The sequence below is a fragment of the Fischerella sp. genome (assembly GCF_013388695.1).
Classification (GTDB): Bacteria; Cyanobacteriota; Cyanobacteriia; order Cyanobacteriales; family Nostocaceae; genus PCC9605.
Genome location: NZ_JACAEU010000015.1, coordinates 17,770 through 31,612, shown reverse-complemented (window position 1 = coordinate 31,612; position 13,843 = coordinate 17,770). Strand labels below are relative to the sequence as shown.

Sequence of the window (13,843 nt, the reverse complement as noted above, 5' to 3'; positions counted from 1 at the left end):
GGGAGGCAAAAAGGGGTGTGGATTTTCCTCCCCCTTTATTGCCGTTGCGTTACGCCAAAGGCTAACGCACCATTCTATGTTTTTGGTGCCGTACTCTCGCCGATCGCACACCCTACGTGACTTAGGTTTTTTCAATCATCAAACCGGATTCCTATGGCTCGTAGTAATCAATAGATCTCTAATAAAAATAGAGGCAAGAGTAAAAGGATAAATGAGAAAGGAATCTTCCCATCCTTTTCCGCTTACCCCACTTCTGCAAGAAATTTACTGCAATCTTGTCAGTAACTTCCGCCGCAGATTATCCAAAGCAGTACAGGCACTAAGATGACGAACTAAAGACCGACTCCGACCTGCACCAAAGCGATATTCAAAACTTTCCACCTTGTCATCTGGTGCTGCTAAACCGATATAAACCAAACCCACTGGCTTCGCTTCGGTACCCCCAGTTGGCCCGGCAATACCAGTAATACTCAGTCCCCAACTAGTGCCAAGACGCGATCGCACTCCTGCTGCCATTTGTTCTGCTACAGTAGCACTTACGGCCCCAAATTTTGCCAAGTCTTCCGGATTAACCCCCAAAAGCCCTACTTTCACTGAGTTGTCATAGGAAATGACTCCACCCCAAAAATAATCAGAACTACCGGAAATTTCTGTCAACATTTGCCCTAGTCCACCGCCAGTGCAAGATTCTGCCACAGACAGAGTTTCTCCAAACTCACGTAATAACTGACCTACCACGGAAGCAAGCGTGTCATCATCAGCACCATAATAATCCAACCCAGCAATTTCTTTGAGTTGTTTCTCTACAGGTGCAATCAATTCCTGCGCTTCAGCTTCAGAAGTTGCTTTTACTGAAACTCGTAACTTAACTTCCCCCTTACTGGCATAGGGTGCAACTGTTGGGTTAGGCAAGTTGAGATAAGCAGCAACTTTCTCTGCTAAAGCAGATTCAGGAATGCCCCAAAACTTTAACATCCGACTATAAATGATTTCCTTGCCCCAACCAAGGCTTTGCAGATAAGGTACTGCTGTTTCTGACCACATCCGCTGCATTTCACTGGGTACTCCCGGGAAAGTAAAAATTGTTAACCCCGGACGAGGTTGCCAGATAATACCTGGTGCCGTGCCGGTGGGGTTAAGTAAAATTTCTGCCCCTTGAGGTATTAAAGCTTGCTTGCGATTGCTGGGTGTCATTTGCCGGCCACGTTGAGCATATTTGCGGGCAATATCCTCAATGATTTCGGGACGTTCTACTAAAGGAACACCAAAAAAATCGGCAATACTTTCGCAGGTAAGGTCATCTGGTGTAGGGCCAAGACCGCCTGTAAAAATTAATATTTCCGCTCTTTGACTAGCAATTTCTATAACATGCTTTAGTCTTTGTGGGTTATCTCCTACCACTGTTTGATAGTAATGAGGAATACCCAATTTCGCTAACTGAATTGCCAAATATTGAGAGTTGCTGTTGAGGATGTTTCCCAGCAGCAGTTCAGTACCAACACAAATAATTTCTGCACTCATGAAATTGGGGAATTGGGATTGTTAGTAGTTAGTAGTTAGTAGTTGGTTGGTGGTTGTTTGTAGTCAGTAATTTGGATTTGGATGTTGACTACTAACCACTATCCACTATCCACTAACTACCAACTACCAACGGTTCCTTATGCTAAAGCTGGTACGGGAATAACCAGATGAGGGTACAAGGGGAAGCGATCGCACAATGCTGCCACCCGTCGCCGGCAATCTTCGGCAACACTCTCAGAATCTGGATTCAACAGGCGATCGGCAATAATATTACCAATCTCTGTAAATTCTGCTACTCCCATACCCCGTGTTGTTACAGCTGGAGAACCCAATCTCAAACCACTAGTCACAAATGGCGACTCTGGATCGAAGGGAACTGTGTTTTTATTGGCGGTAATATTCACATCACCCAGCAGCTGGTCTGCTCGTTTGCCTGTCATGCCAATGCTACGTAAATCAACGAGCATCAAATGATTATCTGTCCCATTTGATACTAGCTTAAAGCTGCGATTTTGTAGTTGTGCGGCCAAGGCACGAGCATTTTCAATGACTTGGGCAGAATAGGTTTTAAATTCTGGCTTAAGGGCTTCTCCAAAAGCCACTGCTTTAGCAGCAATGACATGTTCTAAGGGCCCACCTTGAGTGCCAGGGAAAACTGCTTTATCGAGTTTTTTACCCAATTCTGGGTCACGGGTCATGATTAAACCACCCCTAGGCCCACGTAGGGTTTTATGAGTAGTAGTTGTTACTACATCACAAGAGGAAATAGGGTTGGGGTGCAAACCGCTTGCTACTAAACCGGCGATGTGGGCAATGTCTGCCAGTAAGTATGCTCCTACTTCATCAGCAATACTGCGGAATTTTTCAAAATCAATCACGCGAGGATAGGCAGAATAGCCACAAATTAGCAGCTTAGGACGCTCCCTTAGCGCCTGCTCCCGAACTTGGTCGTAGTCTAGTTGTTCTGTTTCCCGACTGACACCATAATGAACAGCTTTAAACCACTTTCCTGACACATTTACTGGTGAACCGTGAGTCAGGTGTCCGCCGTGAGACAAATCCATGCCCATGAATGTATCTCCCGGCTGCAACAGGGTCAAAAACACAGCAAAATTAGCTTGTGCGCCAGAATGGGGTTGCACATTTGCATGAGCAGCACCAAACAGTTGCTTGGCACGGTCTATAGCCACCTGCTCAATTTGGTCTATAAATTCGCAACCACCATAGTAACGCTTACCAGGCAAGCCCTCAGCATATTTATTGGTAAGCACTGAACCCTGTGCAGCTAATACAGCTGCAGAGGTAAAGTTTTCACTAGCAATCAACTCCAAGTGGTCACGTTGACGCTGTAGTTCTTGGTTTATTAACCCCGCAACAGTAGGATCGGCGGAGGCAAGAAAATCTGAATTAGTCACAGACACTTTCGTTATCCTTATAGAAATTTGCACAACCGTTGGTAATTGTCCTTTGTCTTTTGCTGATTGTTTGTTGCTTGGTGTTTGTTAGTTTTTCCAACCAAGCACTAACTAATAACCAATGAGCAATGACAAATAACTAAAGACGCAACTCACTTCTTAATTATTAGACACATGTTGAACAGTGCATTAATAATCATAAAAGCTCTCGGTATATCCTCAAAGCCAACCATCGGTTTTGAGCATGAAAATTCGGTTTGACGCTTGCTTTCATATCGAGGATTGTTAATTTAATGAGTTGTTTGTTGGAAGAAGACAGCTATGCTGGAAGGGGCAAAGAGCATGGAGCATAGGGCAAAGATAACGTTAAATCCCAATTCACTTTGGCCCGATTCCCAATACCCGATTCCCAATGCCCAATTCCCCATTCCCCATTCCATTACCGATTGCAATTGGCGATCGTAAATTTATGTATTGTTTTTTACTACAGATTTAGATATTCAACGTACAATTAAAGTAAAATCAACTTAGATAATTCTTCTTGAGTTGCTATCAACCACACCTTTCCAATTAAAGATGGAAAGTTGCTCTTTGGCTTTCTCCTAATCTCACTCAGAATATATATATCCAAAATAACAGTTCAAGGGAAAATATAGGGAACTTTGAGGATTTACAGGAGGGATTGGATGCTAGTAATTTTGATTGAAGATCAAATCCTTGCCCCTCAGCAAGTTTGCCAATCTTGTTTGCTCGCCGATAGTAGCGGTCAACCGCGATGGCGTCAAGGTCAATTGCGCTGCGGTCATATCATCAGTAAAATCACCGAAAAGCAGCCAGACCAGTATGAGTGTATGATGGGTTTCCGTATTGTTAACATTGAATGAGTGTAATCTGTTTGTTGTGTGTTGTGTGTTGTTTTTTGTACCCTGCACTCCCAGCGCGCAGCGACTTCCTGTAGGATAGCCGAGTAAAGCGCGTCGGAAAAAGCAAAGACCAACCACCAACTACCAACTACTAACCACCAACTACTAACAAAAATAATAAAGAACTTAACTGCGTTATTCTAGGGTCATGTGACTATTGAATTTTAACGACAGGAGAACGCGGTATGGCTTGGCGCGGGTCTACGACGGTTCAAGACAGAATTTTTGCCTGCTTGCCTTATTTATTGCCTTTGATTGGCGCACTGGGATTCGGCTTCTCTTTATTCCAACAGTTCCCAGCACTAAGAATATTGTTTTTACCACTTGAACCCATACTTTTCATTTACAGTATCTTAGGACCTTATGGCGAATTGATTATTTTCTTTGCTTTGTTTTTGTTGGTGGTAAGAAACGAAAAAATTAATCATTTTATTCGTTTTAATACCTTGCAGGCGCTATTGTTAAACATTATTGTGTATCTGTGTAGCATTCTGTTACGACTTGTCGCACTTCCTGGTTTGAGTTTTGCATTGCAAACAGTAGCAACCACTATCTTTCTAGGCATAGTGACAGCGGTTGTTTATTCTGTCATTCAGTCTTTGTTGGGGCGTTACGCAGAAATTCCCGCAATTTCTAATGCAGTATACACGCAACTGCCGCGCTAGCTAATCACGAGCTACCACTGTGTTTTCCAGGCGACCAATGCCTTCTATTTCGACACGGACGCGATCGCCTATTTTTAACGGGCCCACCCCAAAAGGCGTACCCGTTAGCACCACATCACCCGGCAACAGTGTCATCACTTTACTGATGTAAGACACAAGAAAATCCGGAGAAAACACCATTTGGTCAATACTGGCAGATTGTACAGGAGTGGTACTTTCATTTAAGAAAGTTTGTAGTCTTGCTCCTGGACTTAATTCCCGGACAATCCACGGGCCAAGGGGACAAAAAGTATCAAAACTTTTGGCTCGCGTCCATTGACCATCTTTTCGTTGTAAGTCCCGCGCAGTCACATCATTGGCGATTGTGTAACCCCAAATTTTCATTTGGGCTTCTTCTGGTGTGCAATCAGCAGCGCGATCGCCAATTACTAATGCCAATTCTCCTTCATAGTCTACTCGTTGTGACTGATGCGGATACTGAATTTCCTCAAGCGAAGCAATCACAGATGTAGGTGGCTTCATAAAAATTAGCGGTTCAGGAGGTACTTCAGTTTCCATTTCCGCCGCATGCTCTGCATAATTTTTCCCCACTGCTATAATTTTCGAGGGTGCGCAGGGAGCTAATATTTGATAATGATCTGATTCTAAAATCATATCTGTAGGTTGACCTTGTAACCAGGGCGGTGCATCCAGTAGTTGCACTTTTAGGGATAGTTGTAACAACCCATAATAAATTTGCCCTTCTAAATTCTGAACCCGCACATAGCGCTGTGCCATAGCCTTGATGAATATCCTCTGTTTCTGGTCAAATTGTCTTTCAGTGTCCGTTAATAGTCTAGAGACTAATGACTAATTTGGTAGATTTGGCCAAGCATTAAAATTGAAAACTGGTAAGATTATAAGTCCTTGTTGCTTTCGATGTTGAGCGGTCATTGTATGAAAAATCACAACAATTACCGATCAAAATCAGCAGCCATATTGTCCATAAGGAGATTGGAACCGTGCAGACAGGTTATGAAACAATGTACATCCTGCGTCCTGACTTGGGAGACGAGCAGGTAGAACAAGCAATTTCTAAATACGAGAACTTGCTTCGGGAACAAGGTGCTGAAAATATCCAAATTCAGAATCGCGGTAAGCGTCGTTTGGCTTATGAAATTAAAAAGCACCGGGATGGCATTTATATCCAGATGAATTACACTGGACCTGGAAAAATGATTGCTGTCTTAGAACGCGCTATGCGTTTGAGCGAAGAAGTAATTCGCTATCTGACAATCAATCAAGAAGTGCAACAACCAAAATCTACTACAGAAGCAGCATAATCTGGGTTAGTAGTTAGTAGTTAGTGGTTAGTGGCTAGTTGTTTTATCTACTAACCACTATCTACTAACCGCTAACAATTAATTCTTTAAAAAAGTAAAAAAAATTTCTTTTTCCTACTTGCCGATTTCTCCGAGAATGCTAAATTAACAAGTACTTAGAAGTACTTGCCAAAAGCAGTACAACCGCATTTACACCCAAAAGTGGAAAGATTCTTAACTGGAGCTAGTTGCCACCGTGAGCCAAACTGATACCTCCACTATTCAAGCTCTATCTACAGAAGTGTCGAAGTTGCGTCAAGAATTGCAGCTTCGCGATCAATTGGTGCAACAGCTGTCTCAAGAACTCTTCCGATTGGTGAAGGGCAATACTAACTTTATACCCCAGCCAGAAGTATCTGAGCGCCATCAAAATGAGCTTCAAGCTTTGCGAGAACAACTGCAAGCCGTGGAGCAACAGGTGGCTTTTTATCAAGAACAAATAGCAAGTCGGGATACCGAAATTTACCAATTGCGGCAGTCAGTGCAAGAACTGAGCGATCGCAGTCGGATGCTAGAGCAAGTAGTACAGGAATTGCCGCAAATTTATCGTCGTAAGTTTGAGGAGCGTATGGCTCCAATCAGAGAAAAAGTAGCAATGCTACAAAGAGAAAACCGCCAGTTGCAAGCGGAACTGCAAAGCGTGAGTTATCGTTTGGCTCTGAAAACCCGTACAACTTCTCACAGCGGCGTCGATTTGCCAAATTTCCCACGGACGGCATCTGAGGAAAGTGATATTTCTACTGTGCAAAATGCTTAAACTCGTTCTGGCTACGTCAGTATAGGGCACAGGGGTTGCAAGTAGCTATGAGTGATAAGTGATGATTTTTTGTAGCCAGTGGTACTCATAACCAAAAAACCACTATTTGGTGAAGTAATGGCTCTAGCCGAAAAATTTGGAGGGTAAACACGCTCGGAAGATTGATGGCAGTATAAACTGAGCGATCGCCAATTTTTCCACTCCGTATCTCGTATCTAATTGATGCCAGCCTCTGTGTCAGTTGATTGAAAATCTTCCGCTATCTTTAGCCATACCACTAGCTACTTACCTTGTGCAGTTTGATTTACAAGGGACTTAAGATTTACTTTGAATTAACTTCGATTATTTTTCAATGCACTTGCTTTTGCTAGCCAAAGCTTTGTAAAGGCTAGCTAACTGCAAAGCCAGTGCTTGACCTAACCATTGATTTCCTGTAGGGATTAATAACTTAACCCACCAGCATTAGACTGCTTTTATTGACAATACAATGAATGTCATCATAAGAGTGGAAAATTTCAAATACCGAATCTAGTTGGGTGAGTTCCAAAATTAACCTCACCGATGCTTGGACGTTGCAAAGTACCAGACGACAACCACTTTGACGCGCAGCTTTCAATCCTTGTACCAAAGAAACTAACCCAGAACTATCCATAAAATCAACTTCAGCCAAATCGATCACCCAGAGTTGATTCTTCTGGGGTACAATTCCAGCCATCTTTTCGCTTAAAGCCATACCACCCTGTAAGTCTATGCGTCCTTGGGGTTTAAACAAAATTATCTGACGTTCTGATATTAGAGTCATGAATTTAACTGGGTAGTTGAAACACTTAAACAAAACAGAAAAAAGGCATAAAAACTGTTTTTCTTGCAACCGCAAACCCACTGAATTAACCAGCTAATTGGTAACTTACAGCAATGCGGTTGAGATGAATAGTTCAGTATTCATGCCGTATAATTTGTGTTAGCTTTCCCCAATATAGGCATAACCGCTAGAGAATTTCAGTAGTAACCGTATCTTTTACAAAATTTTTATAAATACCCAAGATTTTTATAAATTTTTAATAAAAAAAAATTGCTTTGTCTCTGTAGGTCTACTGATGTGGTAATGGTTAGTTAGCTGTTGTATGTAAAATCACATTAATAAATACTAATTTATGATTGAGCAAAAAAGCTGATTATTGAATAGTATGCATCAAATATTGAGTACTGCTGCATTAAGTCAAAGTAAATTTAGTCAATTTTACATAACTTAATTTGTCACAAATAAATCATCAATAACAGAGAATACTCACTCAAGACTTATGGGCATCCATGTAAAGTTCCTTAAACTTCACAGAAACTTGATTGCAGTTTATCTGTTTCTTACCGGCTCGATTGACACACCACTAGAAAACGAGCCAAGATATAGTAAAAGTAAAAATTTGTAAAGGCTGCGGTGCTGAATGTCTTTGGAATTCATCTCGCTAGAAAATATCCAAGAAATTGCCCATCAATACGGATACTGGGCAGTTTTTTTGGGAATTTTATTAGAGAATTTGGGCATTCCCATTCCTGGTGAAACCGTAACCCTAGTAGGTGGGTTCCTAGCCGGTAGTCATGAACTCAACTACTGGCTAGTTCTAGGTGATGCGATTGCAGGAGCCGCGATCGGCGGTATTTTTGGTTATTGGGTTGGTAGAATAGGCGGCTGGTCGATGCTTGTGCGACTCGGTAGCCTGTTTAGGATCTCAGAAACCCGACTTTTGAATATCAAAGAACAATTTAGTGAAAATGCGGCGAAAGCTGTATTTTTTGGGCGTTTTTTAGCCTTGCTGCGTATTTTTGCAGCACCACTAGCTGGTATAGCCGAAATGCCTTTTGGAAAATTCTGTGTGTACAATCTGGCAGGGGCAAGCACGTGGGCTAGTGTGATGGTAACGCTAGCTTTTTTTGCAGGAAGAATTATCTCCCTAGAACAATTGGTTGCCTGGGTGAGTAAATTTGCGATCGCGGCCTTACTAATTCTTGTAGCGATGATTGCTATTCCTGTCTGGTTAGAGGCTCGTCAAGTGAATCGTGCAGCCGGAGAGTAAAAATTATGTTGGGGCGGTGGGGTTTGGAGTGATGGGCAATGGGCATCGGGCATAAAAATTATGAATTATGAATTATGAATTATGAATTATGAAATTTTCAGCCCAATCGCATTCACCATTCATAGTTCTCACCGATTCCCAATCCCCATTACCCCTTATCCCCAGAGGGGCCCCACCTTCCCCAATCCCCCTACTTCCTATCTCTTACCTTGCTGTGCCCAAATCCGAGTAGGCAGACCCCAAACGTAAATAAAGCCTTCAGCTGCTTTATGGTCAAATTGGTCTTCAGCCCCATAGGTTGCTAAATCAGGAGTGTACAAAGAATTTTCAGAACGACGCCCAACGATCGCAGCGTTACCTTTGAATAACTTCACCCGCACAGTACCAGACACTTGCTCTTGAGTTTTTTGAATAAAAGCATCAAGGGCTGCTTTCAAGGGACTATACCACAAACCGTTGTAAATCAATTGGCTGTAAGATTCTTCAATCCCACATTTGTAATGGGTGACATCTGCCGTCAATGTCAGACTTTCCAAATCGCGATGCGCTTGAATTAACACTACCATCGCAGGGGATTCGTAGATTTCCCGCGATTTAATCCCTACCAAGCGGTTTTCAATCATGTCGATGCGCCCGACACCATGCCTTCCTGCGACCTGATTGATTTGTTCAATTAACTCAATCGAGTTTTTTGCTTCGCCGTTAAGGCTAGTAGGAATGCCTCTAGTAAAACCAATTTCAATGTACTCTGGTTCATCGGGAGCGTGAGCGATCGCTTTTGTCATCAAATAAATTTCTTCTGGTGGTTCTACTGCTGGATCTTCCAAAATACCTGCTTCAATGCTCCGACCAAGTAAATTCCGATCAATACTGTAGGGAGAAGATTTTTTGACTGGTGCGGGTATGCCAAATTGTTCTCCGTAGGCAATTGTTTGCTCGCGACTCATTCCCCATTCCCGCGCAGGTGCGAGGATTTTGAGATGGGGATTAAGGGCTGCAACGGCAACATCAAAGCGCACCTGATCGTTACCCTTACCAGTACAGCCGTGAGCGATCGCATCAGCACCATATTTTTCTGCGGTTTCTACTAATACCTTAGCAATCAGTGGACGAGCAAGCGCTGTTGCTAGAGGATAGCGGCCCTCGTAAAGAGCATTTGCTTGAATAGCGGGGAAAGCGTAATCTTTCACAAAGGTTTCTTTGACATCAGCTACCAGCGATTCACTTGCACCTGATTTCAAGGCTTTTTCTCGGACTGGTTCTAATTCATCCCCCTGGCCCAAGTCTGCTGCTAGGGTAATCACTTCTTCCACACCCCACTCATGCTTAAGGTAGGGAATGCACACTGATGTATCTACTCCGCCAGAATATGCCAAGACAACCTTTTTGGCGCGACCCATTAGTTTCTCCAGTCAACAAAACAAAGAATTGAGTGATTATTATATTCCAAATAATCATCGTATATTTTATTCATGAATATGCATGGCAGTAAATTATCTGCAAATCAACACAAAACAGTTTTATTTGTTCTGTAAAAATTATATTTATATGGAAATGCCGAGTACGGAGAGCATATAGAGAAAATAGGGAAAGAGTTAGAAAAGTGTGGTAAAGATGTCCGATTATTGGTGATTTTGAGCCAAAGATGCACACAGATAATTGATTTGAAATTAAAGCTAATATGACTGGACAATGTAAAAACTTGGGATTTCCATACTTAAATGATTATGTGTTTTTATTTAAATATATTCTCTAAGTTTTAACTGTGATTTTTAATAAGCAAAGAAATAAAAAATACCGTAGAGATTTAGCATCGAGCTTCTCTACGGTATTTTATACCAAGTTGCGTTCAGACATAGCAATAGCAATCCCTGCCCTCTCCCCTTCCCCTCTCCCAAATTGGGAGAGGGGTGCCGACAGGCGGGGTGAGGGAAGTACTTCTTTCACTGCAACTTAGGATTACTGTAAAAGTGCGATCGCGCTTATATCGCTAAATAAATCTGCCGTTACCCTTTTTACGTTGAATGCCAATTACAGATGGACGGGGAACCCCTGTATGTTCACCCTTACCGCCATCCTCTGGTGAGATATTGCTGGGCCAACTACTACCACGAGGCACAGTGCGAGTTTGATTAAATGTAGTTCCACTCAAATCTAACATCTCAATAGTACGACTCAAAATCGTCCCATCGTTAATTGGACAATTTTCTCCAGGATGCTGTACCGAAATAATTAACGTATCTCCTACAAAAGTCGGGCCGGTCATTTCACAACGCATGGGTCCGTAAGCAAATGGTATTACCTCTCCCGCATTTGGGCCAATGGTAGGGATAAAGAACAGCCAGTTATTGCCAAAAACGCCTGTGAAAGTGGAAACATTCCCAGTCTTTGTGTGATCTATGGTGTTTTGTTCGGGATTAGCACCAAGACCAAAACCATTGTGGGTGTCGGTGGACATATCCGTCACACCCCAAACATTGCCTCGAAAATCAAATGCTAGGTTATCTACATTACCAAAACCAGCCCCATCTACTGAACCAGCTTCCCCACCTTGGGAAAATCTTTCCCAACGGAAAGTTTGACCTGTACCGTCAGCACTATCTTCAATAATCTTATAGAGTCCCCCTGATTGCTGGGTTGCATTCACATCCGCACTTAACTTGGCAACCTGGAAAATTCGCGAATCAGGATAACCATCGCTTCCTGGTGCACCATCGGTATAGGCAATGAATACCTCTTTGGTTAGTGGATGAACTTCTAAATCTTCTGGACGTGCTGTAGGAGTTCCCCCAACCAAGTTCGCTGCTAGGAAAGCATCACACAGAGCAGCACCTTGGGTTTTATAGAAGTCAGATAGCTTCTTATTTTGATAATCAGACAGTGCTGTTGCTTCATTAGTGCGATCGCAGTTGAACGCGCCACCATCTTCTGTTTGGCCTGCAATACCATTGCGTTTCGGTAGTTTTAAAATACCTTCTCTTTGCGCTGAACCCAAGGCGTTAAATTCTACGGAAGAAATAACTGTTGGCGGTATAGGGTTAGTAGAAGTATTCAAGAGTAAGGGTATCCATTCACCTGTGCCATTTTCGTTGTAACGGGCTACATACAAAATACCGTCTTCCCACAACTTGCTGTTGTTTTTATCATCTGGGTTAGATACAGTACCTGTGCTGACAAATTTCCAGGTGTGTCCCCCACGTCTGTCATCACCCATGTACGCAACTAATTTCCTGCCTGGTTGAACGCGCATGGCGACGTTTTCGTGACGGAAACGACCCAACCAAGTATGTTTGCGAGGGCGGAAATTTGGATCGGCAGGGTCAATTTCTACCATCCAACCGTATTTTTCCCCTACTAAACCAAAGGTCTCGCCAGTAGTGTCTTTTGTATATTCTGTCTGAGTACCATCAGGCTTGACAGACTCAGTCACACCAACGAAAAATGATGAACTTCCTTGGAAGTTTTCTTCAGCAGTTAATACAGTTCCCCAGGGAGTTGTACCACCAGAACAATTGTAAGCAGTGCCAATAATTCTATTACCCAGTCCATCGGAGTTGACAGACTCAAAAACTTCTGTTGCACCTGGGCCCGTACCAATTAAATAATTTTGGTCTCCTTGCTGGTAGCTGCGAGTTCCCCAAGCAGTAACGTTTTTATAATCATCCTTTCGTTCTTTGTTAATTCCCAATCCGGAAAGACCGTGAATGCGACGATTATTGGGATCTTTAACAACAGCAAAGCGATCGCTACGGTTAGGGTAGTTACGGCGAGAAACGCGGACAACAGATGCGCCTAGGTTATATAAAAATTCCCCATCTACTAGAATCCTGTCATTGGGATTATCTCTAGTAGAGGGTAACACCCACCCAATTACTGAAGCAAATGCGGTGGGTAGTCCGATCACATCTTTTGGAGTCTCTGGTGCTAATTCAGAAATAGGGAAACTGACGTATTCGTGATTTACAAACAAATAACCATTATTCTTGTTTCTGCTAGAACCAGGTTTCAGGTCTTTGTCAATAGAAATGAAGCTGGTGTAATCGCAGTTGTAACCAAAATACTCATCATGGTTAGGAAATACGCGATCGCCCCAACCGACAATGACATAACGTTCGTACTCTGGTGGAACTACCACATCATCAATTACTGTGTAGCTATTTAACTTAGTATCTCCAGATGCCTTAATTACTTCTCCTTGACTAATCTGTTTCGGCAAGTAATTATCTAGATCTTTGTAAAGAGGTAAAGGATGCGGTAGGCGTACAGGTGTGAACCTCTGCGGCAGGTTTTTTGCTTCTGCGACATTATAAACACTATCTAAAATTTTGTCTCCCAATACAGCAGCACCAGCACTACCTGCAAAAAACACTAAGATTTGTCTTCGAGTAAATTTTGACATTAAAGTTTTCCTCTCTTTTTATTTGCAAAATGCATGAATTTTGGGTCATGAAAAAACAGGAAAATATTTGCAGAAATGAATTATAAAAATTCACTAATCCCAAAAAAATGCGTTTAAAACTCTTTGAATAAACTGTGTTACGGACAGACTAATCACCTGTTAAATTAAATTTTTAAATAACAGACTGATAAAAATTATATTCATTCTGATGCAACACTATTTAGACCTTATTTGCTTGATGATTGATAATTTATAAAGACTGCAAAAAATGTGCTATAAAGACCCAGGCAAAGCTTATTTTCGCCTCAAGTTACGTAGAAATGAATGGAAATATGAACAATATCAATTTAAATAGTGAATATTAAAATTAGGTTATAATTCGGTTAATTCAAACAATTTAATATTATTAAGATAAAATTAAATGCAGGTTAAAATAAAGTTAGTATTTGTTATTTAATTGCTATAAAAATAGAATTTAAAATATAAACACATATTAGAAGTTAAAAAACATAATTATTTTACGTATAAAAACATTGTGAATGCATTTATTAGCACATTCATTCAGGGTCATACATAAATTAGAGTGTGAGAGTATAAGGGCTTAAGAGGATTAGGAGAAATAAGTTGGCTGAGTTGAAAAGACTAAATATAACTTTAATTTCTTCACCTGCACTCTCATATCCTTATTTCCCTACACCTCTTAAAAATAAGGAACAGTGTTAGTGTCCTA

11 protein-coding genes are annotated in these 13,843 nt (G+C 41.8%); 5 read left to right on the top strand and 6 right to left on the bottom strand.

Annotated features, from left to right (window positions below; genetic code table 11):
* Positions 1-264: 264 nt before the first annotated feature.
* Both HXY43_RS02920 and glyA read right to left on the bottom strand, forming a co-directional pair.
* Complete coding sequence (locus HXY43_RS02920; RefSeq protein WP_290879794.1) at positions 265-1,521, bottom strand: competence/damage-inducible protein A; 1,257 nt, start codon at positions 1,519-1,521, stop codon at positions 265-267.
* Between the two features lie 137 nt (positions 1,522-1,658).
* On the bottom strand, positions 1,659-2,942 hold the full coding sequence (glyA, locus tag HXY43_RS02915) for a serine hydroxymethyltransferase (protein WP_290879792.1): 1,284 nt from the start codon (positions 2,940-2,942) through the stop codon (positions 1,659-1,661).
* A gap of 680 nt (positions 2,943-3,622) precedes the next feature.
* Between glyA and HXY43_RS02910 the strand changes: the two genes are divergently transcribed.
* Positions 3,623-3,820 (top strand): hypothetical protein, encoded by a 198-nt coding sequence (locus HXY43_RS02910; protein WP_026736623.1) that lies wholly within the window; start codon positions 3,623-3,625, stop codon positions 3,818-3,820.
* A gap of 224 nt (positions 3,821-4,044) precedes the next feature.
* A complete protein-coding gene (locus HXY43_RS02905; RefSeq protein WP_290879790.1) occupies positions 4,045-4,524 on the top strand; it encodes a Tic20 family protein in 480 nt (159 codons plus the stop codon).
* Here the strand turns inward: HXY43_RS02905 and HXY43_RS02900 are convergent, their stop codons facing one another.
* Complete coding sequence (locus tag HXY43_RS02900) at positions 4,525-5,301, bottom strand: fumarylacetoacetate hydrolase family protein (protein WP_026736621.1); 777 nt, start codon at positions 5,299-5,301, stop codon at positions 4,525-4,527.
* Between the two features lie 224 nt (positions 5,302-5,525).
* On the opposite strand from HXY43_RS02900, the gene rpsF reads away from it, so the two are divergent.
* Both rpsF and HXY43_RS02890 read left to right on the top strand, forming a co-directional pair.
* Positions 5,526-5,846 carry a 30S ribosomal protein S6 gene (gene rpsF, locus HXY43_RS02895; protein ID WP_026736620.1) on the top strand — a complete coding sequence of 107 codons (321 nt, stop codon included), beginning with the start codon at positions 5,526-5,528 and terminating at the stop codon, positions 5,844-5,846.
* A 235-nt stretch (positions 5,847-6,081) separates the two neighbouring features.
* Positions 6,082-6,642 (top strand): Npun_F5560 family protein, encoded by a 561-nt coding sequence (locus HXY43_RS02890; protein ID WP_290879776.1) that lies wholly within the window; start codon positions 6,082-6,084, stop codon positions 6,640-6,642.
* A gap of 448 nt (positions 6,643-7,090) precedes the next feature.
* Here the strand turns inward: HXY43_RS02890 and HXY43_RS02885 are convergent, their stop codons facing one another.
* Positions 7,091-7,444 (bottom strand): STAS domain-containing protein, encoded by a 354-nt coding sequence (locus tag HXY43_RS02885; RefSeq protein ID WP_290879774.1) that lies wholly within the window; start codon positions 7,442-7,444, stop codon positions 7,091-7,093.
* Positions 7,445-8,084: 640 nt separating this feature from the next.
* On the opposite strand from HXY43_RS02885, the gene HXY43_RS02880 reads away from it, so the two are divergent.
* Positions 8,085-8,714 (top strand): DedA family protein, encoded by a 630-nt coding sequence (locus HXY43_RS02880; RefSeq protein ID WP_290879772.1) that lies wholly within the window; start codon positions 8,085-8,087, stop codon positions 8,712-8,714.
* A gap of 197 nt (positions 8,715-8,911) precedes the next feature.
* On the opposite strand, the gene HXY43_RS02875 is transcribed toward HXY43_RS02880, so the two are convergent.
* Positions 8,912-10,114 carry an argininosuccinate synthase gene (locus HXY43_RS02875; protein WP_290879770.1) on the bottom strand — a complete coding sequence of 401 codons (1,203 nt, stop codon included), beginning with the start codon at positions 10,112-10,114 and terminating at the stop codon, positions 8,912-8,914.
* Positions 10,115-10,704: 590 nt separating this feature from the next.
* Positions 10,705-13,113 (bottom strand): PhoX family phosphatase, encoded by a 2,409-nt coding sequence (locus HXY43_RS02870; protein ID WP_290879769.1) that lies wholly within the window; start codon positions 13,111-13,113, stop codon positions 10,705-10,707.
* Positions 13,114-13,843: the final 730 nt, after the last annotated feature.